We start from the raw sequence: 22148 nt of genomic DNA on the forward strand, positions 1-22148 counted from the left end.
GGGCTGCGGAGGGCGCTGGCGCCATGGGTCACAGAGACGCGGCCGGCGCGGGCAGGGCTGCGGGCCCAGGCACGGCACGCGCGCCTTGCGCGCCCAGATCGAACACCGCCACGGCCTGCACCAGCTCGCTCGCCTGGCTGCGCAGGCTGTTGGCGGCCGCGGACATTTCCTCGACCAGCGCCGCATTCTGCTGCGTCACCTGGTCCATCTGGGTGATGGCTTCACCGATTTGCGACACGCCCTGGCTTTGCTCGCTGCTGGCCGCGCTGATCTGCGCCATGATGTCCGTCACGCGCTGGATGCTGGCGACGATCTCCTGCATGGTGCTGCCCGCCTGGTCGGCCAGGCGGTTGCCCTGGGCCACGCGCTGCACGCTGTCGGTGATCAAGGTCTTGATCTGCTTGGCGGCCTCGGCCGAGCGGCCTGCGAGGCTGCGCACTTCCGACGCGACCACGGCAAAACCGCGGCCCTGCTCGCCCGCGCGCGCGGCTTCCACGGCCGCGTTCAGCGCCAGGATATTGGTCTGAAAAGCGATGCCGTCGATCACGCTGATGATGTCGCTGATGGTCTTGCTCGAATCGCTGATGCCACGCATGGTATTGACCACCTGGACCACCAGATCCGCGCCCTGGACGGCGACACCCGAGGCGCTTTGGGCCAGCTGGCTGGCCTGGCGGGCGTTGTCGGCATTCTGGCGCACGGTGGAAGACAGCTCTTCCATCGAGGCGGCCGTCTCTTCCAGCGCGCTGGCCTGTTCTTCCGTGCGCTGCGACAGATCGCTGTTGCCCTGGGCGATCTGGCTGCTGGCGGTGGCCACGGCCTCGGAGCCGCTGCGCACCGTGCCGACGACGCCGGTCAGGCCCGCCTGCATCTCCTGCAAGGCCTGCAGCAGCTGGCCGGCCTCGTCGCGGCTCTTGACGTCTATGGCCGTGTGCAAATGGCCGGCAGCCACGGCACGCGCGACCTCCACGGCCTGCTGGATGGGGCGGGTGATGGAGCGCACGATCCAGGTACCCAGCAACACCGAAATCAGCATCGCCAGCCCGGTCGCCACCGCCATGTTCAGCTTCAAGGCCTCGACTTGCGCCACCGCTGCAATGGAAGAAGACTTGGCCGCGCCCACCTGGTATTGAATGGACTCATTGAGGATACTGAGATAGGCCAGTTGCACGGGACGCAGGCCGTTGATCAGTTGCTGGACAGCGTCCTCCTTGTTGCCCTGATCCATGAGCTCGAAATAGCGGTCCACGCCCTTGACGAACTGGTCGCGGGCCGCGGCCACCTGGGTCAGCAGTTCCCGGCCCCTGGCCGTGTGCACGTCCCGGTCCAACTGGGCAAACAGCGCGGTCGTTTTCTGGCGCGACACCGCGATGGCATCGCGCTCGGCCTGGATCTGCTCGGGCTGGGTCAGCAAGGCCATGTTGCGCAGGTAACGCGCCTGCCGATTCACTTCCTGCCGCAGGTCATTGAAATGTTCGTTCAGCACCATGCGCCGCTGGGTGATGTCTTCCAGCGCGCTTTGCACGGAGGAGGCTTTCACCGCGCTTTCGGCGCCAATGGCGATGGTGATCAGAATCAACAGGCTGAGCATGATGGTCAGCCGCGTACCTATTTGGAGGTTTTGGAAATATTTCACGGGTCTTGCAGAGGAAGTGGATAGATAACTGTTTCGCCGACGGCGATGCCGCAGGATGCGCAGGCGCAGGACGCCGCTGCCCGCGCGCGGGCCAGCGGCGATGCCGTCAAAACCGGTGGTGGTGGGCCTGGCCCTGGTGATTTATGGAGGCAGTGCGTTCGCCGTCATGGCGGGCGAACGGGAGATCGGACTGGCGCCCTCGGCGCGAGCAGCGCTGTTCTGGACAGCTGCGCGGCCGGCTGGGGTCCAGCCTTGCGGCGCGGCGAAAAACTCCTGACGCAAGGACTCACTCCGTTGCACATGTAAATCGATGTCAGAATTATTTCACAAACGTAACAAGCTCCATCCAAACAGGCTACTAACGCCTATCCTCATTGACTTGGATCAAGCAATTTCAAGTCAGATGCCGCTTGCCAGCGGACCTCAGTGCTCCGCCGCGGTCTCATGGGTCAGCAGGGCGCCACAAGGCCTGGCCCGGAAAAGCACCTGGGCTTATCCCCGCAAACCGCGTCCAAACTTGTGAACAACTGCCTGAACAACTCCCGCAAGCCGCGCCAGTGCTGGCTTTGCGGCGGATGCTCAAAAATAAGGCAGCCTGCGCCGTCCGACGGGAAATGACGCCCAATCGACTGTATATGCAGACAGGTGCTGCGCTCGCCAACGCCGGCGCCATGCTGCCGGCCCTGCCCCGAAGACCCGGCCCGGGGCGAACGAGGCCTGGCGCCGCAAGAGCTCCGGGAGCTGCGCCAGGAACGCAGATGCGCTGCAGCGATCTGCCCGTCCTGCGGGCCCGGGAACCGGGCTCAGCGCCTCGTCCCATCCTTACCAAACCGTCATCTAAAGTTCATCCCGCGCGCTAGACCGGCTTTCTATCATCCCCACGATGATCCGGGTGCAGGACGCTCCATTGCCTGCACCTCACAGCGAAAGCCCACGCATGCGAGATATGGTCCCCTCTTCCTTCTATGTTGCGCTGCCCGCCTGGCTCCAGCGCCACCGCGTTGCAGTCCTGCTGGCCAGCACCCTGTGTGCGGCTCCCGCGTTCAGCGCCCCCCCTGCGGCCTTGAAGGCCGTCACGGTCGCCCCGGCCGCCATGCGCATGCTGGAGGTGGTGGCCGTACAGGCGCCGCAATCCGGCCAGATGCTGTGGTCGCCCGCGCGCCTGGAATATCCACCAGGACAGATCGACACCGTGGCGGCGCCGGCCCAAGGCCGCGTCGTCGCCATCCATGTGCAGCTGGGGCAGACCGTCAAGGCCGGCGCCCCGCTGGCCACGCTGGTGAGTGCCGATGCCCTGCGCATGCGCCACGAAGTGCGGGCCGCCCAGTTGGCGCTCGACACGGCCAAGGCCGAACTGCAGCGCCACCAGGACATGAGCGCGCGCGGCGTCGGCACCGACATGGAGCTGCGTGCCGCCTTGGCCCGCAGCAAGGAAGCCGCGCAGGAGCTGTCGCGCGCCGCCGGCACCTCGGCCTTGCTGGGCAATGATGGCGGCGACCGCATCGTGGTGCGCGCACCGCATGCCGGCGTCGTCGCCCAGCACCAGGCCAGCATGGGCGCGCTGGCCGAAGCCGGCGCCGCGCTGTTTGCCATCGGCAACCCGCAATCGCTGGGCGTGGTGGCCGACGTGTTCGAAGCCGACCTGTCCAGCCTGAAAGCCGGCAACGCCGCTCAGGTGGAGTTGCCCAACCAGTCCACGCCGCTGTCCGCCAAGCTGGTGCAAGTCGGTGCCGTCGTGAATGCCGAATCGCGCCGTGCCCCGGTGCAGTTGGGCTTGACCGGCGCCCTGCCCGAAGGCTTGCGCGCCGGCATGCAGGCGCGCGTGGGCATCGTCGTGGAACGCTCGGCCCAGATGATGGTGCCCATGGGCGCCGTGCTGATCAAGGATGAAAACCGCAGCGTGGTGTTCGTGCAGACCGCCGAGCATGCGTTCGAGATGCGCGACGTGAAACTGGGCCCGCCCGTGCGCGGCTGGGTGCCGGTGGTCTCGGGCCTCAACAGCGGTGAGCGCATCGTGGTGCGCGGCGCTTTGTTGCTGGATGGCGCCGCCAGCCAGCTGCTGTAAGAAAAGCGGTTCACAACATGCTGCGCGCGTTTATTGATTTCGTCGTTCACCGGCGTCTGGTGGTGCTGTGCGCCACCATCTTCATTGCCATCTACGGCATCTACTCCTATCTGCACACCGCCATTGAAGCCTACCCGGACGTGACCAATGTCCAGGTCGGCATCATCGCGCAGGCCCCGGGCCTGGCGCCGGAAGAGGTCGAGCGCCAGATCACGCTGCCGCTCGAGCGTGAGCTCAACGGCACGCCCGGCCTGGTGTCGCTGCGTTCGGAAAGCTATTTCGGCCTGTCCATGGTGAACCTGGTCTTCAATGACCAGGCCAACAGCTTCAAGGCCCGGGCCGAAGTGGCCCAGCGCCTGCCGCAGGCCAATCTGCCCCCGGGCGTGACGCCCGAGATGGCGCCCGACTACACCCCGCTGGGCAAGATCTTCTACTACCACCTCAAGAGCGATCGCCATACGCTGGACCAGCTGCGCACCGAGCAGGAATGGAACATCGTGCGCGTGCTCAAGCAGGTGCAAGGCGTGGCCGATGTGGTGAGCGTCGGCGGCTTCGTCAAGGAATACCACGTCGAAGTGGATCCCGAGAAGCTCTACCGCCTGGGCCTGTCCCTGACCGATGTGACCGACGCGCTGGAAAAGTCCAACCGCAACGTGGGCGGTGGCCTGCTGCGCCGGGGCGAGCAGTCGCTGATCATCCGCGGCATCGGCCTGCTGAGCTCGCCCCAGTCCATCAAGGATGTGGTGGTGCAGATGCGCGGCGGCGGCCCCATCACCATCGGCGACGTGGCCACGGTGATCCAGTCGCACACGCCGCGCCAGGGCTCGGTGGGCATGGACGATGAAAACGACGTGGTGCAAGGCATCGTGCTGCTCAAGCGCGGCGAGAACCCGTCGGTGGTTCTCGACGGCATCCACGAAAAAGTGGAGCAGCTCAACCACGGTCTGCTGCCCGAAGGCATGCAGATGGACGTCACTTACGACCGCTCCGATCTCGTCGGCCACACGCTGGCCACGGTGCAGCACAACCTGCTGTTCGGCGCCTGCCTGATCATCGGCATGCTGTGGCTGGTCCTGCGCAGCATCCGCGGCTCGCTGATCGTGGCCACGGTGATTCCGCTGTCGCTGCTGGTGGCCTTCATCGGCCTGCACCTGCTGGGCATGCCGGCCAATCTGATTTCCATGGGTGCCATCGACTTCGGCATCATGGTCGACGGCGCCGTGGTGCTGGCGGAAAACATCATCCGCAACGCCCGCCTGCGCAAGCCCAGCAACCAGCGCGAAATGCGCGCCATCATCATCGACTCGGCGATTGCCGTGGCCAAGCCCACGCTGTTCGCCATGGCCATCGTGATCGCGGCGCTGATTCCCGTGTTCTCGCTGGAAAGCATTGAAGGCCGCATCTTCCGCCCCCTGGCCATCACCTACAGCTTCGCGCTGCTGGGTGCCCTGGTGTTCGCCCTGGGTCTGGTGCCAGCGCTGTGCGCGCTGCTGCTCAAGCCCAAGCATGTGATGGTGGCCGAGCCGGCGGTGTTCGAGCGCATGGACCATGGCTACCAGCACTGGATTCGTCGCACGCTGGGCCTGGTCTCACGCCAGCGCGTCGTGGTGCTGGTGGCGGTGGCCATTCTGGCCGTCGCCGGCCTGTCGGTCTCGCGCCTGGGCACGGAGTTCCTGCCCGAGCTGGACGAAGGCGACGCCTATGTGCTGGTGCAGATGCCGGCCTCGATTTCGCTGGAAAAAGGCCAGGAAGTGCTGGCCGAAGTACGCAGCCTGGTGCGCAAGTTCCCGGAAGTGATTTCGGTCAGCTCCGAACAGGGCCGCCCTGAATCGGGCACCGACAACGAAACGCTGAACATGGCCAAGGTGCTGATCCGCCTCAAGCCGCTCAAGGAATGGCGCAAGGGCTTGACCAAGCCCGCGCTGATCGAAGAGATGCGCGGCCAGCTGATCGCGATTCCGGGCGTGGCCTTCAACTTCTCGCAACCCATCCGCGACAGCGTGGAGGAATCCACTTCCGGCGCCCGCGGCCAGGTGGTGCTCAAGGTGTTCGGCCCGGAAATTCCGCAACTGCGCGCCGTGCTGCAGCAGACCATGGACCATGTGCGCAAGATCGACGGCGTGGTGGATCTGGACCTGTACCGCGATGCGCCAGCACCCCAGCTGCACGTGGAATTCGACCGCGCCGCCCTGGCCCGCCAAGGCATCGCCATGGAAACCGCGCAGAAGACGCTGGAGCTGGCCCTGGCCGGTGACGTGGCCACCACGCTGTGGGAAGGAGAGCACAGCGTGCCCATCCGCGTGCGCCTGCCCTATGTGAACCGCATGGACGAAGCCAGCATGCGCGACATCGCCATCCCCACGCCCAACGGCGGCTCGGTGCCGCTGCATTCGGTGGGTCACATCCAGGTGAAGATCGGCAATGCCTCCATCTTCCGCGAGAACAACATCCGCTACATGGCGATGAAGTTCAACGTGGAAGGCCGGGACATCGGCTCGGTGGTGAAAGACACGCTGGCCACCTTCAAGGCCAACGTCAAGGTGCCCGAAGGCTACCAGGCGGTCTGGGGCGGCGAGTGGGAAAACCAGCAGCGGGCCTCCAAACGCCTGCAGATCGTGGTGCCGCTGTCGCTGCTGATCGTCTTCGGTCTGCTCTTTGCCGCACTGGGCCAGGCACGCAGCTCCTTCGTGATCCTGCTGTGCGCGCCCTTCACCATGGTCGGCGGCATTGCCGCCCTGCATCTGACCGGCATCGAGCTGTCCATCAGTGCCGCGATTGGCTTCATCGCCTTGCTCGGCCAGGTGGCACTGGTCGGCCTGCTGGTGATTTCCTCGGTCGAAGCCCTCAGGCGCCAGGAAATGCCGCTGATGGAAGCGCTGGTGCAAGGCACGGCCGAGCGCATGCGTTCGGTGCTGCTGGTGGCCATGCTGGCCCTGCTGGGTCTGCTGCCCATGGCCATGTCCACCGGCGTGGGCAGTGAAACCCAGCGCCCCTTTGCCTCCGTGATCGTCGGCGGCATGCTGATACTGCCTCTCGTGGCGCTCGTGCTGCTGCCCGTGCTCTATGCCTGGCTGGGCCCTAAAACCTTGAAGAAACCGGACGAGTTGGATGAAATCCATTAAAACCATAGCGGCTGCCGTCGCCCTCATGGCGGCAGGCGCCTGCCTGGCCGCAGACAGTGTGGAGGCCCCTGGGGCCGCTGCCGTCGGCCCCCAGGCCAGCGCCCCCCGCCTGCCGCCATCCCTGGGCCTGGTGGAGTTCCTGTCCCTGGTGCGCAACTACAACCCGGCACTGCGCGCCATGCCGCTGCAGCAGGGCATGGACCAGGCCGATGTCCGCACGGCGTCCACCTGGGCCAACCCCAGCGTGCACTATGGGCGCAAGCCCGATGAAAAGGAATTTGGCGTCGAGCAGCCCCTGCCCATCTTCGGCCAGATTTCCATGCGCACCGAAGCCGCCCGGCTGGCCGCCGCCGCCGCCCAGGCCGACCGAGCGGCCCAGACCCAGGACATCCTGAGCCAGGCCGCCCAGCGTTTTGCCACGCTGCTGGTGGCCCAGGAAAAGCTGGCCGCCAAGCAGCAATCCATGGAGCAGCTGGAGCAGGCCGCCAAGGTGGTGCGCGGACAGATCGAGTTGGGCGCGCGCAGCAAATACGACGGCGCCCGCGTGGACCTGCAACTGGCCCAGCTACAGGCCCAGCTGGAACAGCAGGAATCCGAAGTGCTGGCTGCGCGTTCCGCGCTGGCGGAGCTGCTGGCCCAGCCGCATTGGGCGCCCAAGGCCCTGGGCAGCCTGCTGCCCGTCACGACTGTCAAGCCCGCCAGTGAGGAGCCGTCGCTGGAGAGCATGTGGCAAAGCGCCCAGCCCTTGCTGCCGCAATTGCAGGCCGCCCATGCCAAGGTGGTGCAGACCGAACAGTTCACGCGCCAGCAGGCCCGCGAAGCCCTGCCCACGCCCACCGTCGGCGTGAGCCGCGTGCGCGGCCGCACCGATGGCTCCCGCTACGGCTACAACCAGGTGGGCATCTCGGTCGAGCTGCCGCTGTTTGACCGCAAGCAAGGCGCCGTGGCACACGCCCAGCTGGCGCATGACCAGGCCGTGCTGGAAGAAGACGCCGCGCAGCAACTGGCCCGCCAGCGTTTGCAGCAGGCCTTGAGTCAGCGCAACCTGCTGCGCAAGACGCTGCAGACCTACGAGTCGCGCGGACTGACCCAGCTTGCGCCATTGCGCCAGATGGCCCAGGATTCGTACCGCCTCGGCCAGAGCTCCATCCTGGAATGGCTGGATGCGATGGGCTCGGTCGCCGAGCACCAGCAGGAGTACCTGGATCTGACGCTGCGCGTCTGGCAGGCCCAGTGGGAGCTGGATGCCGCGCGCGGCCAACTCCCCCTGATAGGGGGATAAGCCTGGCGACATGGGCCGCGTGCCCATGTCATGTCTATAGTAGGGAGTTTTTTCACGTCCGATCCATGCCACGCTTTCTCATCATCGAAGACGACTCCCACAATGCCAACTTCCTCGCCGAAGGCATGCGCGAGCTTCAGGCGGAAGTGTGCGTGTGTCCCAATGGCGTGGAAGGTCTGACCCAGGCCTTGACCGGCCACTGGGATGCCATCGTGCTCGACCGCATGCTGCCCGACGGTTTCGACGGCCTCAAGATCCTGCAGGCGCTGCGCAGCACGGGCAACACCACGCCGGTGCTGGTCCTCAGCGCGCTGTCCGCCACCGACGAGCGGGTGCGCTGCCTCAAAGCCGGCTGCGACGACTATCTGACCAAGCCGTTTGCCTTTTCGGAGCTGCAGGCGCGTCTCGAAGCCCTGCTGCGCCGCGTGCAATCCCCGGTGTCCACGCCCATGCTGGAAGTGGCGGATCTGCGACTGAACCTGCTCAGCCGCCATGCCGAGCGCAGCGGCCACACTTTGCAGCTGCAGCCGCGCGAGTTCCGTCTGCTGGCCTTTCTGGCCCGCCATGTGAACCACACCGTCACCCGCACCATGCTGCTGGAATCGGTCTGGGATTACCGTTTCGATCCCCAGACCAATGTCATCGACGTGCACATCAGCCGGCTGCGCAACAAGGTGGACAAAGGCTTTGATACGCCGCTGATCCACACCGTGCGCGGTGTCGGCTATTGCCTGTCCACCCAGGCCCCGGCCCTGTGACCCCCGTCACGGCGGCCGGCCGTCCCTGGAGCTCCATCGCCTTTCGCCTGGCCCTGTACTACGGCGGCCTGCTGCTGCTGACCATGATGGTGGTGCTGGCCATCTTCTACATACAAATGGTGGGCGTGCTGAGCGCGCGCGTGGACCGCCAGGCCAATCTGGACCTCAAGCGCCTGCAAATCCACGCCCAGCAATACGGCGAAGACTCGCTGCAGCATGAAATCCACAGCCTGCTCAGCGATGGGGTCGACAGTCAGACGGAAATTGCCATCCTGACCGATCCAGACGGCAAGGTTCTCGCGGGCAATGCCAGCATCCTGCCGCAGCGCGGCCTGCACACCTTCGGCCTGCGCGATCTGCACCTGCGCCAATCCGGCCGCACCATCACCGGCCGCGTGGCCGTGGCACAGCTGAACAATGGCAACATCCTGATCGTCGGCAGCGATATGGAATCGCTGCGCGACATCGAGGAACGCTTCATCCGCGCCAGCCTGGCGGCGGCCGTGATCGTGGTGATCCTGGCCGTCCTGGGCGGCGTGGGCTTTCGGCGCCTGGTGGACGACCGCGCCGCCAATATCCGCCACGTCATGCTGCAGGTCTCCAGCGGCGACCTGGGGCAGCGCATTCCCCTGTCCACACGCGACGACGAATTCACGCGCTTGGGCCGCGACATCAACAAGATGCTCGACCAGATCGAGCAGTTGATGGACGGCGTGCGCCATGTCTCCAACACCATTGCCCACAACCTGCGCACGCCGCTCACGCGGGTGTTGCTGCAATTGCGCAGCGCCCGCCACCTGACGGGGGAGCACCAGCAAAGCCTGCTCGAACGCCTGGAGCAGGAAGTGCAAGACCTGGGTACGGTGTTCGACAAGCTGCTGCAGATTGCCGAGCTGGAATCGGGCATGCGCCGCCAGGAGCTTTCGCCGGTGGACATGCATGACTTGCTCGCCGATATCGAGGACTTGTACGCGCCCGTGGCCGAGGAATTCCAGTCCAGCCTGCAAGTGACCGTGCAGGGACACCCTTTCGCGCTGGGCGATGCCGACCTGCTGGCCAGCGCCCTGGCCAATCTGGTGGAAAACGCCCTCAAATATGCCTGCCAGCAGCCCGGCGGCTGGCTGCACATCACGGCCCAGCAGACCGGCGATACGATCCACCTGCGCCTGCAGGACAACGGCCCTGGCGTGCCGCCCGATCGACTGCACCGCCTCACCGACCGTTTCTTCCGCGCCCATGAACAGCAACCCGGCCACGGCCTGGGACTGTCCAGCGTTCAGGCCATCGTGCAACTGCACAACGGCAGCCTGCACTTCGCCAATCTGCACCCGGGATTTGAAGTCTATCTGCGCCTGCCCGCCGCTTCGCCCCCCAGCGCATAAGGCGTGCACCGCCCGGCACGGCCGCGGACGGCGGCCCGGCGTTTGTCTGCATGTAATAGTGATTGCAAAGATAAACTCCGCCGCCTGCCTACACCCACGGGCCTGCTGCCGACCTACATTGAATTCACATCCGCGCCAACGTGAATCCAATGCAAGAGCCTCACACCACCACAGTGAGCGCACACTGCGATCCACCTGAAACACCGCTGTCGCAGCGCACCCCGGATGCCGGCCTCTGAGTCTTCTTCGTCACAGAAGGGCATTGCGTCATGAAAAAATCCGGCAAGAAATCCCGCAGATCGGTCAAGAAAACCGTTGCCAAACAACAGTCCATTCAAAGCCAGCAGGACAAGAAGGACAGGAAAGCGAAAAAAATCGAGGCGCAGCCATTGCCGCATCTGGACAAGCCCGGCCATGAAAACCCGCTGCGCCCTGCGCCCCAGTATGCGGCGCCCGACTACCGCGGCAGCGGCAAACTCGCCGGCATGTCGGCCTTGATCACGGGAGGCGACTCAGGCATAGGACGCTCGGTCGCCATCCTGTTTGCCAGGGAGGGCGCCAATGTCGCGATCTGCTACCTCGATGAACATGCGGATGCCCGGAAAACCTGTGAGTTGATCGAAGCCGAAGGCGCCAAAAGCCTGGCGATCTCCGGCGACGTCCAGGACCTGAAGTTCTGCGCCCACAGCGTCCAACAGGTGGTACAGCAGTTCGGCGGCCTCAATATTCTGGTCAACAATGCGGCCTTCCAGGAGCATGCGGCTTCCTTGGCGGATCTCACGCCGGACAGGGTGGCGCAGACCTTTGGCACCAACCTCTACGGCTACCTCCACATGTCCCAGTCGGCATTGCCTTATCTGTCGGCCGGCGACTGCATCATCAACACCGGCTCGGTGACGGGTCTGCGCGGCAGCGCCCATTTGCTGGATTACTCCGCCACCAAGGGCGCCATCCATGCGTTCACCAAGTCGCTGGCATTGAACCTGGTGGACCAAGGCATTCGCGTCAATGCCGTCGCCCCCGGCCCGGTGTGGACGCCGCTCAATCCCGCGGACCTCAGCGGCGATGCCCTGGCCCGATTTGGCAGCGACACCCACCTGGGCCGAGCGGCGCAGCCCGAGGAAATCTCCCCGGCCTATGTCTTCCTGGCCGCGCCCAGTTGCTCCCGCTACATCACCGGACTGGTGCTGCCCATCACCGGCGACATCGAGGGCTAGGGAAAGCCTTGCCCGCGCATAAAAAAACCCTCCAAAAGGAGGGTTCGGTGATCCAGGACAGCGCTCGCGCACCGCCCTGTGATCGGCTTCAGCCGCGTGCCGGCGCGCGCTTGGCCAGTTCCAGCTTGGCGATGGCGTTGCGGTGCACTTCATCCGGGCCGTCGACGATGCGCACGGTGCGCTGGTGCGCATAGGCTTCGGCCAGCCAGAAGTCCTGGCTCACGCCGGCCGCGCCATGCGCCTGGATGGCCCAGTCGACCACCTTGCAGGACATGTTCGGTGCGACCACCTTGATCATGGCGATTTCCGCGCGCGCTTCCTTGTTGCCCACGGTGTCCATCTTGTAGGCCGCGTTGAGCGTCAGCAGGCGCGCCTGGTCGATCAGGCAGCGCGACTCGGCGATGCGCTCATGCCATACCGACTGCTCGGCCAGCGGGCGGCCGAAAGCCACGCGCGCGCGCAGTCGGTCGCACATCATCTCCAGGGCGCGCTCGGCGGCGCCGATGGAGCGCATGCAATGGTGGATGCGTCCGGGGCCAAGGCGCCCCTGGGCGATCTCGAAGCCCCGGCCTTCGCCCAGCAGAATGTTTTCCACCGGCACGCGCACGTCTTCCAGCAGCACTTCCATGTGCCCGTGGGGCGCATCGTCATAGCCGAACACCGACAGGTGGCGCAGCACCGTGACGCCCTTGGTGTCGCGCGGCACCAGCACCATGGACTGCTGCGCATGGCGCGGCGCGTCCAGATCGGTCTTGCCCATCACGATGAAAATCTTGCAGCGCGGGCTGCCTGCGCCCGAGGAGAACCACTTGCGGCCGTTGATCACGTACTCGTTGCCTTCGCGGCGGATCGTGCACTGGATGTTGGTGGCGTCCGACGAGGCCACGGCCGGCTCGGTCATCAGAAAGCCCGAACGGATTTCGCCGCGCAGCAGCGGCTCCAGCCACTGTTCCTTCTGTGCATGATTGCCGTAGCGCTCGATGGTTTCCATGTTGCCGGTGTCGGGCGCCGAGCAGTTGAAGACTTCACCCGACCAGGAGACACGGCCCATGAGTTCGCACAGCGGGGCGTAATCCAGGTTGGAGATGCCGGGCACGCCGCGGTGCTCGTGCGGCAGGAACATGTTCCACAGACCGGCCGCGCGCGCCAGCGGCTTGAGTTCCTCGATCAACGCTGGCACCTGCCAGGCATTGCCAGCGCGGCGGAACGCATCCATCTCGCGGTGGTAACGCTCTTCGTTGGGATAAATGTGTTCATCAAAAAACTGGCGCATGCGCTGCAGCAGGTCAGCGGTTTTCGCGGAAGGTTCAGCAAACATTCTTCATCCTTTGAAGGTTGTGGGCCGCTCGACCAGCAGCCCTCTTGAAAAATATTGGAACATCGCCCACCCACGCATGCCGTCCCGCACGTGACGGCCCGGCGCGGCCGGATCAGCCCGCGCCCAGCCGCGCGGCGCGCTGCATCGGCGCCAGTTGCCGCTGCGCGCGCTGCTGCTGCACCTGCCTGTCGATCAGGCTGCGGACCACGCCGCGCACCTGGCGGTCCATGCCGTCCTGACCCAGCACGCTGGTCTGGGCCAGATCGTTGAAGTCGGTCTTGCCCTGCATGCGCGCCAGGGCCGCCAGCTGTGGTGCGCCCAGCGCATTGCCCGTGCGTAGGTGCGCGCGCCAGACCTGCGGCGTGATGGCCGCAAGCCCCGCGGGATAGCTGTTTTCTCCCGGCCCGAAAATCGGCAGCAGGACCGTGCCGCCAGTGAGCTTGGCGGCTTCCTGGGCCTTGGCCTTGCCCGGATTGCTGCCCCGGGTCAGCTCCAGGTGGCGGTCATCGTCGCCCGCGATCACCACCGGCTTGTGCGGAAACTTCGCGTGCAAGGCCTGGGCCACGGCCGGCAAGTTGCCCGCATCCAACGCGGCCACGGTCGCAAAGCCCAGCGTCTGCGACAGGCTGGCCGCGCTGGCGTAGCTCTCGCCAATCACCAGGGCCGGCGCCCGGGCCAGCGCGGCCATACCGCCCACCGCGTGGAAGCAGCCCTCCTTGCGGCTGTCCGGCGGGAAATGCTGACTGCCGTCCGCTGCAATGGTTTGCAGCGACCACTGCTTGCCTTTGGCATCGATCACCGGCACATAGGTATCCCGTCCCGTGCGGTCGGTGAACACGCCGGGCTGCGGTGAAATGCCTTTGGCCTGCATATAGGGCGTGGGCTGGGTTGCGGGCAGCAGCTCGAGCATCTGGCGCAGCACCTGCGCGGCGGTCTGCTCCTGGGCTTGTGCCGGCTGCTGCGCGGCGTCGGGAGTGTGGTTTGGCACCGGTGCCGCAACGACGATGGCTGCCTCCTGCCAGTCCTCCTGGTCCTGCAGCAGCTCCTGCTGCTGCTCCAGGCCCAGCACATACTCGTAGATTCTTTCCGCGTCGGCGGCCGCCCGAAAAACCTCCAGCGGATCGTCTCGCAGCGCCTTGATCCAGTTGCCCACATAGGCCGCATGCTGCGCGGGATCATGGCCTATGCCCAGTTCCTCGCCCAGAATCATGCTGGCGATTTCCGCACGCAGCTCTTCCCGGGCGTAGCCTGCGCTGCCATAGGGATGGGACTGGTCGCGGTCCAAGCGTAAAGCATGGCCCGTCCAGTGCCCAAGCTCATGCAGTGCAATCGCATAGTAATCGTCCGGTGTGGCGAACTGCGCTTTGGCCGGCAGATGGATACTGTCGGTTTCAGTGCGGTAGAACGCCCGGTCGTGTTCACCGTGCAGGATCACCGCGCCCGAAGCCTTGAGAATTTTTTCTGCCCGGGCTACCGGACGCCAGTCCGGCTGGGGGTTCAGCGGCCAAGGCGGCAGGCCGTCTATCTGCTCGGCATTGAAGACCGTGACCAACAAAAGCCGTGGGCGCTCGAGTTGGACCCGCTCATTCATCGGTGCGCCCAGTGCATCAAGAAGCGGTTGGCCCTGTTCATCGGTCTGGACTAGTTCCTCGCTGAACTTCCAGTATTGGATCGGCGTTCCGAACTGGCCCGGACGTACCTGGGCGCCCATGGTATGTGCCTGCGTGTCAGTCATCCAGCGCGGATCCGCATACCCATGAGCCATGAGCTGGAGCATGTTGATGCCCTGGTAATGCTTGCCTGTCACCGGATTGATGGGCAGCTGTGCCGGTGACTCGCCGGGCTTCCACGGCTTTTGCCAGGGCGCTGTCCCCGCCTCCAGCTGCGCAATCAATCTTTCAGCCACAGCGACAAAAAACGGTTCTCGCGATTCCATATCTGTCTCCTGCCTGCAGTTCGTCGACTGCATTCCTGGCGCAGCGCAAACCCGGTGAGCGGGTGCGCTGCGCAACCCCTGGGCCACCGTCAGATGACGGCGTTTTTCAAGTCACCGGTGCTGTCCAGCACGTCCTGCTCGCTCAAGGCGCCGTTCCCGCACGCGCCAACCCATGCGGCTTCTTCGAGTGAAAAATCGGCGTAATGGCCCGGTATCCTGGCCTCCCGCGCCTTCTTTTCCACGGCCTCCAGAACTTCCGGCGGCGTGGGTCCTTGCACTTTGATTCGGCTCATTTCCATCTCTCCTTCACGTGGTTTTGGCGCACTGCGCCGTCGAAGTTGGAGCCCGCCCTGGCGGCTGCCAGGGCCTCGCCAACCAATGCTTTTGCTTGAATGCACACCTCACGACCAGGTCCAGACCGGCACGATCACGGTTTCGATCTGCGCCACCGAAAGCGGGCCGAAATAGCGCGCATCGAACGAGGTGCGGCTCACGTCCGACATCAGCAGCACTTCGGAAGACTTCAGTCCCCGCTGGGGTGCGCGGTAGCGCGGCAAGGCGCGGCCGCCCTGGTCGACCCGCAGGGGCGCGCTGAACGCCAGCAGGGCTCCGTTCACGCGCACACCGTCCGCGGCAAAGCTGACGACGTCGGCTTTAGCCGCTGAAACTTTTTTCATCAGATAGCCGTAGCCGCCCGGGCATGGCCCCGCACCCACGTAGCCCCGCCGCCGGGCCAGCGCGAAGGTCCGCGTCTGCGGCGGGCAGAACATGACGTAGGCCCCCTTGGCGACGGGCGCGCGGCTGACCCGGTACAGGCCCACGGGAATGCTGGGCGTGGTGTTGACGCGCAGCCCCACCGGGCTGCAGCCGACGCCCAGCAGCAAGCTGCCCAACCGCACCAAGGTCACCGCCGCAGCGATGCGCCGCGTCCAAGCCAGCTGCGCATTCATAGCCGCACCTGCGCGGAAAAGTCGGACACAGGACGCAGCACATCGCTGGCCCGAGGCTCGGGCACGGCCGCGCGGGCGACAAACGTGGCGTCCTGGAAGTACAGCGGCTGGCGGCCATAAATGGCAGGGCAGCCGGCGACGTAGATCACCATGTCGCCGGCCTCGGTGATCTGTCCCTGCGCGTTCTTCTTGGGCCCGGGCATGCGCAGGCATTCGTCCGGCGTCAGCAGTGGCCGCTGCGTCTCCTGCGTGGTGCGCGAGACCTGCCCCAGAACAGCGCTGGTGCGCCGCCCGCTGGTGGTGATCTGCGCCTTGATCACCGTGGTCTGCCCGGTCAGCTTGGACAGGTGCTCGGCCGTCTCCATGCGGTTGGGGGGGTAGGCATTCTGGATGTGGCAGTTGGAGGTGATGGTTTCATCCGGCCCGTAGCCGGTTTCGCGGCTTTTGAGCTGGTTCAGGTCCTGGCAGATCAGGTAGAACTTGAGGCCATAGCCCGCCACGAAGGCCAGTGACTCCTGCAGGATTTCCAGCCTGCCCAGGCTGGGGAACTCGTCCAGCATGGCCAGCAGCCGGTGCTTGTAAAGGGGCTTGGCGCGCACCATCGCCCGCGCAGCATGGCGCCCCACGCTCACCCGTTCGAACTCCATCTTGTCGGCCAGCAGCCGCACCACCATGTTGAGCATGATCCGCACCAGGGGGCGCAGGCGCGCCTTGTCGTTGGGTTGCGTGACGATGTACAGGCTCACCGGGCTGTCGTGCTGCATCAAGTCCCGGATGCGGAACTGCGAGCAGCTGAGGTTGTGCGCGACCACCGGATCGCGGTACAGCGCCAGATACGACTTCGCGGTGGACAGCACCGATCCGGCCTCTTCGGCGGGCCGGTCCAGCATGTCGCGCCCCGCCGACGCGACCACCGGATGGACCTGGCCGTCGACATGCTGGCAGCTCGTAATCTCCGCCCACAGTTCGGCCGCGTCCCGCTGGGGATCGGCCAGCATGGCGTCCACGCCGGACAGCGTGGCCCGCCCGCCTTCGGCCCGGGCCTGGTACAGCGCATGCAGGATCACGCCGACCAGCAAGGCCTGGCTGGTCTTTTGCCAGTGGTTTTCCAGGCCCTTGCCATCGGGGTCGACGATCAAGGTCGCCAGGTTTTGCACATCGCCGACTTCATGCTCGGGCGTCAGGCGGATTTCATCCAGAGGGTTCCAGCACAGGCCGGCCTGCAGGGCCGCGGGCTCGAAACGGATGACTTTGTTGTGGGCATGCTTTTGCCGCCAGCCGGCCGTCATGGCCCACAGCTCGCCCTTGAGGTCGGTGACCACCGTGCTGTGCGGCCACGACAGCAGCGTGGGCACCACCAGCCCCACGCCCTTGCCCGAGCGCGTGGGCGCGTAGGTCAGCACATGCTCCGGGCCGCTGTGGCGCAGGTAGTGCACTTTCCCCGATGCATCCTGCCAGGCGCCGACATACACCCCATCGTTGGGATTCGGCGGCTGGCCGCGCAGCAACTCACGCCAGGTGCGCCGCCGCGCCATCAATCCGGCCTGGCGTATGTCGCCGGCATTCGCCCAGCGCGCGGAGCCGTGCAGGTAGGCATTGGCCCGCGAGGAATGGGCCTGCAGCATCCTGAGCACCGCCACGGCCAACAGTCCGGCGCTCGCCACCGTCGTGCCCAGGCTGGCGGCGCGCAAAAAGGCATCTGGGTATTGCGCGCTCCACTGCGCCGCCCATTGCACGCCGGCCCAGGGCGGATAGAGCTGGTGAAAATGCACGCCCAGGACCCGCTGGTACTGGAAGTCATGGGCCAGGAGCTGCGTGGCCGCCTGCATTCCCGCGGCCAGGGCCAGCAGCACGGGCAGCCACCGCCCAGACCGTTGCTTGCCGGCCCGCACCTGGGGGCCTACCGCGTTGTTGAAGCGTTTACTCATGGGGCGCTGCCTTGTTCAGGCCCACCGCCTGGCGTGCACCACGCCGGTCAGTAGGTTCGTCCACCGGCAACGCCAAGACTTCCTCGCCCCCTGTCAGCAGCGCCCGCCATGGCGCCTCAACCGAGTGGATTCCAGCAAAGCTGCAGCCCGTATGGGGCCGCAGTATAGCCACGGAGATTCGTTATAACGAAATATTTCTCGTGCTTTCCCATTTCAATGGGCATGAATTGATCGCTGAAATTGCCAGCGGTGAATGCCCGTTTTGCGCAGGTTTTTTTAGCGGCTAAAAACCATTGCTCGCAAAAAACATCACATGGAAACAATCGTTATAACGAATTGAATTAGGGCAAACCTAGAATGCAGCCTATCGCCCCAGCCATGGTGTTGTGATGCAAACCTCTTCCGATTCCCTCGCCGCGCCGGCCCAGGAGACCTCCGCCCAGCACGGACTGGCGCTCGTGCGCGACGACACTATGCTGGCCATGCACACCCTGCACCAGCGCCTGCTGCAAGACAGCCTCCAGGCACAGCAAGCCCTGCTCGACCAATACCAGCAGGAATTGGAAAGCCTGTCCACGCGCTGGAGCCTGGACGCCAGGGACAAGGCCGAGCGCACGCTGAACGCGGCCCTCACGGCCGGCAAGGACGCCATGGCCCAGGCCATGCAGGACGCCAGCAGCCATGCCGCCACGTCCATGCGCGCCGAGATGGACGCCGCCCAGGAGCGCATCGCGGCCATGCTCCAGGATGCGCAGCGTGGGGCCAGGCTGCACCTGCTGGCCGCCTGCCTGGCCCTCGCCGCCATGGCCGTGGCGGCTTGGGTGCTGGCGCATTGAGCGCCGGCCCCCTCAGCGCGAAAGGCGCATCGCGGGCGTGATCTGCTGCGGATCGGTGCACAGCTCCAGCAGCGAGATGCCGTCGTGCTGGCGTGCGCGCGCAAAGGCCGGTGCGAAATCCTCGGTCCGCTGCACACGCTCGGCATGCGCGCCAAAGGCCTTGGCCAGCTGCACATAGTCCGGACCGCTGAGCTGCGTGCCGCTGACCCGGCCGGGATGGAGCTTCTCCTGGTGCATGCGAATCGTGCCGTACATGCCGTTGTTGATCACCAGCACCGTGAGACGGGCGCCGTGCGCCTGGGCGGTGGCCAGCTCCTGCGGGTACATCAGAAAACAGCCGTCGCCCGCCAGGCAGATGACATCGCGGTCCCGGTGCCTCAGGGCGGCGGCCACGGCGGCCGGCAGGCCATAACCCATGGAACCGCAGGTCGGCGCGAGCTGCGTGCGGCTCGCACGGTAGCGATAAAAGCGGTGCAGCCAGACAGCGTAGTTGCCGGCACCGTTGGTCACGATGCTGTCGGCCGGCAGCACTTCGGCCATGTGCTGCATGACGGCCGCGAGGTCGGGGCCTTGCAGCTGCGGGTGCGGCGCGGGCGGCGTGACGAAAGCCTGGTGGTCATTGCGGGCCTGTGCCGTCCATGCCTGCCAGGGCGGTGGGCTGCCGGGCGCGGTGGCGGCCAGTGAGCGCAGCGCGGAGCCGGCGGTGCAGGCCGCGGCCAGATCGGCCTGGAACACGCGCCCGAGCTCGGCCGGATCGGCGTGGATATGGATCAGGCGCTGCGCGATCCTGGGCGGCTGCAGCAAGGTGTAGCCATCGGTTTCTATGTCGCCGATACGGGTGCCGATGGCGAGAATCAGGTCGCAATCCTTGATGCGCTGGATGAGCTTGGGATTCATGCCCAGGCTCAGGTGGCCGACATAGTGGGCGTCGTTGTTGTCCAGGGCATCCTGGCGGCGAAAGCCGCAGGCCACGGGCAGCTGCCATTGGCTAGCGAAGGTTTGCAAGGCCTGCCGGGCGGCCGGCGTCCAGTCGGGGCCGCCGACCATCACCAAGGGACGCTGGGCCTGGGACAGGGCTTGCGTGATCCGCTCCAGCGTCTGCGCCGACAGCGTGGCTTCCTCGACGGGCGTCGCGGCGCAGACCGGCACCGTACAGTCTTGCAGCAACATGTCCTCGGGCAGCGCCACGACCACGGGTCCGGGGCGTCCCGAGACCGCCAGGTGGAAGGCCCGTGCCAGGATCTCGGGCATGCGCTCGGCATCCGTGACTTCCACCACCCACTTGGCCAGCTTGCCGAACATGGACTGGTAGTCGACTTCCTGGAAGGCCTCGCGCCCGACATGATTGCGTGCAATCTGGCCGATGAACAGGATCATGGGCGTGGAGTCCTGCTGGGCAATGTGCACGCCCACGCTGGCGTGCGTCGCGCCCGGCCCGCGGGTGACCATGCAGATGCCGGGCCGGCCGGTCAACTTGCCGTCGGCTTCGGCCATGCAGGCGGCCGCCCCTTCGTGCTTGGCGACGACCAGGTCGATGTCGGGCGCATCGTGCAAGGCATCCAGCACTTCGAGATAGCTTTCGCCGGGCACGCAGAAGATGCGCTCTACCCGGTGTTGCTGCAGTGATTCGACCAGTGCGCGCCCGGCGCTGCGTGGGGGAGTCGCGAGAGGGGAAGTGGCAGTCATCAGTCGTCCTAGAGTCTGGAAATCGAGTCTAGGCGCAGGCCGGGCCTGGCCCTCAAGCCTGGCTGGCATTTCTGATATGCACCGGGTGCATGCCCCTGGCTTCAACCGGCCGCAGCGGCCATCTGGTCCACGCCCGGCCACAGACCCTGGCACACCAGGACGCCCATGGCCTGGCGAATCACCTGCTGCATTTCCCAATGCGCCAAGGGAGGCGGGCGGTTGCGGGCCGTGGCCAGGGCGATGTCGCGCACGATATCGGGCTGCACTATGCGCTGGGCCCGCATCTCGCCGCGGGCCACCTCATCGGCCACGGCCGCCAGCGGCAGCAAGGTGCTGCCCAGGCCCGCGCGCACCAGTTGCCGGGTCACGGCCGAGGAGCCGTCGGATTCGATCATCACCTGCAGCGGCAGGCCGCAGCGCTGGGCCATGGCCTCGGCGATCGCTCTGAGGCCATGCGCCGTGCTGGGCAGAATCAGCGGCTGACGCAACACCTGCTGCTGCGTCACTTCGGCCTCCGCCCCCGTCCCTGGCACCGTGCCGCGCTCCCCGGGCGCGGCCGGCGGACTGACCAGATACAGCGGTTCATGCATCAGCACATCGACTTCCACCAGACCGGGCTCCTTGGGCACATAAAGCAGCGCCAGGTCCACTTCGCCGCTGGCCAGCCAGCCCACCACTTGGTTGCCCAGGCCTTCGCGCAAATTGATTTGCATGCGTGGAAAGCGCGCGCGCAGCGCCCGGACGATGGCGGGCAGCCCCCGCTGTGCCAGCGTGGGCTGGGCGGCAACCACCAGCCGCGCCGGCCCGTGCGGCCCCAGCCCGCCGGCCACCTGCCGCGCGCGCGCCAGCGCATCGGCCACGCTCTGAGCCTCCTGCAGCAGCAGCACGCCCGCACTGGTCAGCTCGACCCCGCGGCCGCTGCGATGGAACAGGCGCACGCCCACTTGCCGCTCCAGGCGTGCGATGTGGCGCGTCATGGTCGACTGCTCCATGCCCACCGCGAGGGCGGCGCGCGAGATGCTGCCCATGCGCGCCACGCGCACGAAAAACTCAAGTTCCAGGGAATTCATGGGACTGGAAGAAGCGAATGGGGACGTCGAAATTCACACAGCGCTCCAGCAGACGCTGCACCTGTGCGAGCACCAGGCGCTGGTCATCGGCACGCACCTGAAAGGAATAGTGCAAGGCGTTGAGCGCGGGCCAGGCACCGAGCGCGATCAGGCTGCCCTGGGCGATCAGTGGCTGCGCCCAGCTCTGCGGCAAAAAGCCCAGGCCTATGCCCTCGACCAGCAGGCTGGCGACCGCCCCCCAGGTATTGCAACTCAGGCGCCGGTGCACCACGCCACCCGTGCGCCCCAGCCATTCCTCGAGCATACGGTGCGTGCCCGCCCCCTGCGGCATGGTCACCAGGGGCCAGTCCTGCAAGGCCTGTGCCAAATCCTCGGCCGGGAGCCCCGGAGCGATCACCCAGGTGAAATGCGCGCTGCCTATGGCATAGGAGCGCAATGCGTTGCGCGCCGAAGCCCCGGCGATGATGGCGAAATCCAGCTCCCCGCTCTCCAGCCGCTGCTCCATCTGCACGCCGGTGTCTATCACCGGCTCCAGCTGGAGGCCCGGGTACTCCTTGGCGGCCAGGGACATCATGCGCGGCAGCCAGGTTTGCGATGACAGCTCGCCGACCCCGAAGCGCAGTTCGCCTTGCACCACATCACAGCCTTGCACCAGCTCGCGCATCGCCGCGGCTTCGTCCAGCAGCACCTGGGTGCGCGGCAGCAGCGCAGCCCCCGCTGGCGTCAGGCTGACCCGGTAATGCTTGCGGTCGAAAAGCAGCTGCCCCAACGAAGCTTCGAGTTCCGCAATGCGCTTGGACAGGCTGGAAGTCGATAGATTCAAGCGCTCGGCCGCCACCGCGAAACTGCTGCACCGGGCCGCCCAGAAGAAGGCTTCGAGTTGTTTGAGGGTCACGCCGGCCTTTCTTGAACGATCGCTTATTGGAAACAACAAGCGTCTAATTTATTCGCTATTTTTCCAC

At 66.0% G+C, this 22148-nt stretch carries 17 protein-coding genes; 7 read left to right on the forward strand and 10 right to left on the reverse strand.

Features of this window, described 5'->3' with window-relative positions; all coding sequences use genetic code 11:
- Positions 1 to 28 precede the first annotated feature (28 nt).
- Positions 29 to 1636, reverse strand: coding sequence for a methyl-accepting chemotaxis protein (locus N0K08_RS23240; protein ID WP_315967994.1), 1608 nt, complete (start codon positions 1634 to 1636; stop codon positions 29 to 31).
- A 946-nt stretch (positions 1637 to 2582) separates the two neighbouring features.
- On the opposite strand from N0K08_RS23240, the gene N0K08_RS10270 reads away from it, so the two are divergent.
- The 6 genes from N0K08_RS10270 to N0K08_RS10295 all read left to right on the forward strand — a co-directional run bounded on the left by N0K08_RS10270 (position 2583) and on the right by N0K08_RS10295 (position 11462).
- Positions 2583 to 3701, forward strand: a complete 1119-nt coding sequence (locus tag N0K08_RS10270) for an efflux RND transporter periplasmic adaptor subunit (RefSeq protein ID WP_261500179.1) — start codon at positions 2583 to 2585, stop codon at positions 3699 to 3701.
- Positions 3702 to 3718: 17 nt separating this feature from the next.
- On the forward strand, positions 3719 to 6823 hold the full coding sequence (locus N0K08_RS10275) for an efflux RND transporter permease subunit (protein WP_261500180.1): 3105 nt from the start codon (positions 3719 to 3721) through the stop codon (positions 6821 to 6823).
- The gene (locus N0K08_RS10280) at positions 6810 to 8105 is read left to right on the forward strand and encodes a TolC family protein (protein ID WP_261500181.1); all 1296 of its coding nucleotides are present in this window, start codon (positions 6810 to 6812) and stop codon (positions 8103 to 8105) included. Before N0K08_RS10275 ends, N0K08_RS10280 begins: the two co-directional genes overlap by 14 nt.
- Positions 8106 to 8170: 65 nt before the next feature.
- Complete coding sequence (locus N0K08_RS10285) at positions 8171 to 8863, forward strand: response regulator transcription factor (protein WP_261500182.1); 693 nt, start codon at positions 8171 to 8173, stop codon at positions 8861 to 8863.
- Complete coding sequence (locus tag N0K08_RS10290) at positions 8860 to 10245, forward strand: sensor histidine kinase (RefSeq protein ID WP_261500183.1); 1386 nt, start codon at positions 8860 to 8862, stop codon at positions 10243 to 10245. Before N0K08_RS10285 ends, N0K08_RS10290 begins: the two co-directional genes overlap by 4 nt.
- Positions 10246 to 10514: 269 nt before the next feature.
- Entirely contained in the window at positions 10515 to 11462 is a 948-nt protein-coding gene (locus N0K08_RS10295; protein ID WP_261500184.1) for an SDR family oxidoreductase, read from the forward strand.
- Positions 11463 to 11550: 88 nt separating this feature from the next.
- On the opposite strand, the gene N0K08_RS10300 is transcribed toward N0K08_RS10295, so the two are convergent.
- The 6 genes from N0K08_RS10300 to N0K08_RS23310 all read right to left on the reverse strand — a co-directional run bounded on the left by N0K08_RS10300 (position 11551) and on the right by N0K08_RS23310 (position 17766).
- Positions 11551 to 12780: an acyl-CoA dehydrogenase family protein gene (locus N0K08_RS10300; protein ID WP_261500185.1), complete on the reverse strand. Its 1230-nt coding sequence runs from the start codon at positions 12778 to 12780 to the stop codon at positions 11551 to 11553.
- Positions 12781 to 12892: 112 nt separating this feature from the next.
- Positions 12893 to 14716: a zincin-like metallopeptidase domain-containing protein gene (locus N0K08_RS10305; RefSeq protein WP_261500186.1), complete on the reverse strand. Its 1824-nt coding sequence runs from the start codon at positions 14714 to 14716 to the stop codon at positions 12893 to 12895.
- 89 nt (positions 14717 to 14805) lie between these two features.
- Complete coding sequence (locus N0K08_RS10310) at positions 14806 to 15009, reverse strand: hypothetical protein (protein ID WP_261500187.1); 204 nt, start codon at positions 15007 to 15009, stop codon at positions 14806 to 14808.
- A 108-nt stretch (positions 15010 to 15117) separates the two neighbouring features.
- Positions 15118 to 15666, reverse strand: coding sequence for a conjugative transfer signal peptidase TraF (gene traF, locus N0K08_RS10315; RefSeq protein WP_261500189.1), 549 nt, complete (start codon positions 15664 to 15666; stop codon positions 15118 to 15120).
- Entirely contained in the window at positions 15663 to 17594 is a 1932-nt protein-coding gene (locus N0K08_RS10320; RefSeq protein ID WP_261500191.1) for a type IV secretory system conjugative DNA transfer family protein, read from the reverse strand. The genes traF and N0K08_RS10320 overlap by 4 nt, the downstream gene beginning before the upstream one ends.
- Positions 17587 to 17766 (reverse strand): hypothetical protein, encoded by a 180-nt coding sequence (locus N0K08_RS23310; RefSeq protein ID WP_408642939.1) that lies wholly within the window; start codon positions 17764 to 17766, stop codon positions 17587 to 17589. The genes N0K08_RS10320 and N0K08_RS23310 overlap by 8 nt, the downstream gene beginning before the upstream one ends.
- A gap of 217 nt (positions 17767 to 17983) precedes the next feature.
- Between N0K08_RS23310 and N0K08_RS10325 the strand changes: the two genes are divergently transcribed.
- On the forward strand, positions 17984 to 18430 hold the full coding sequence (locus N0K08_RS10325) for a conjugal transfer protein TraM (protein WP_261500192.1): 447 nt from the start codon (positions 17984 to 17986) through the stop codon (positions 18428 to 18430).
- Positions 18431 to 18442: 12 nt separating this feature from the next.
- On the opposite strand, the gene N0K08_RS10330 is transcribed toward N0K08_RS10325, so the two are convergent.
- From N0K08_RS10330 to N0K08_RS10340, 3 genes are all read right to left on the reverse strand, one after another.
- Entirely contained in the window at positions 18443 to 20116 is a 1674-nt protein-coding gene (locus N0K08_RS10330) for a thiamine pyrophosphate-binding protein (RefSeq protein WP_261500193.1), read from the reverse strand.
- A gap of 101 nt (positions 20117 to 20217) precedes the next feature.
- Complete coding sequence (locus N0K08_RS10335) at positions 20218 to 21186, reverse strand: LysR family transcriptional regulator (RefSeq protein ID WP_261500195.1); 969 nt, start codon at positions 21184 to 21186, stop codon at positions 20218 to 20220.
- A complete protein-coding gene (locus N0K08_RS10340) occupies positions 21167 to 22081 on the reverse strand; it encodes a LysR family transcriptional regulator (RefSeq protein ID WP_261500197.1) in 915 nt (304 codons plus the stop codon). The genes N0K08_RS10335 and N0K08_RS10340 overlap by 20 nt, the downstream gene beginning before the upstream one ends.
- Positions 22082 to 22148: the final 67 nt, after the last annotated feature.

Origin of the sequence: Acidovorax bellezanensis (assembly GCF_025421555.1) — a bacterium.
GTDB classification, from domain to species: Bacteria; Pseudomonadota; Gammaproteobacteria; order Burkholderiales; family Burkholderiaceae_C; genus Comamonas; species Comamonas bellezanensis.

Excerpts from the sequence above, each read along its gene's own strand:
- N0K08_RS10310 (WP_261500187.1), bottom strand. The coding sequence starts at position 15,009 with ATGAGCCGAATCAAAGTGCAAGGACCCACGCCGCCGGAAGTTCTGGAG.
- N0K08_RS10275 (WP_261500180.1), top strand. The coding sequence starts at position 3,719 with ATGCTGCGCGCGTTTATTGATTTCGTCGTTCACCGGCGTCTGGTGGTG.
- N0K08_RS10335 (WP_261500195.1), bottom strand. The coding sequence starts at position 21,186 with ATGAATTCCCTGGAACTTGAGTTTTTCGTGCGCGTGGCGCGCATGGGC.
- N0K08_RS10285 (WP_261500182.1), top strand. The coding sequence starts at position 8,171 with ATGCCACGCTTTCTCATCATCGAAGACGACTCCCACAATGCCAACTTC.
- N0K08_RS10295 (WP_261500184.1), top strand. The coding sequence starts at position 10,515 with ATGAAAAAATCCGGCAAGAAATCCCGCAGATCGGTCAAGAAAACCGTT.
- N0K08_RS10270 (WP_261500179.1), top strand. The coding sequence starts at position 2,583 with ATGGTCCCCTCTTCCTTCTATGTTGCGCTGCCCGCCTGGCTCCAGCGC.
- N0K08_RS10280 (WP_261500181.1), top strand. The coding sequence starts at position 6,810 with ATGAAATCCATTAAAACCATAGCGGCTGCCGTCGCCCTCATGGCGGCA.
- N0K08_RS10320 (WP_261500191.1), bottom strand. The coding sequence starts at position 17,594 with ATGAGTAAACGCTTCAACAACGCGGTAGGCCCCCAGGTGCGGGCCGGC.
- N0K08_RS10330 (WP_261500193.1), bottom strand. The coding sequence starts at position 20,116 with ATGACTGCCACTTCCCCTCTCGCGACTCCCCCACGCAGCGCCGGGCGC.
- N0K08_RS10325 (WP_261500192.1), top strand. The coding sequence starts at position 17,984 with ATGCAAACCTCTTCCGATTCCCTCGCCGCGCCGGCCCAGGAGACCTCC.
- N0K08_RS10300 (WP_261500185.1), bottom strand. The coding sequence starts at position 12,780 with ATGTTTGCTGAACCTTCCGCGAAAACCGCTGACCTGCTGCAGCGCATG.
- traF (WP_261500189.1), bottom strand. The coding sequence starts at position 15,666 with ATGAATGCGCAGCTGGCTTGGACGCGGCGCATCGCTGCGGCGGTGACC.
- N0K08_RS10305 (WP_261500186.1), bottom strand. The coding sequence starts at position 14,716 with ATGGAATCGCGAGAACCGTTTTTTGTCGCTGTGGCTGAAAGATTGATT.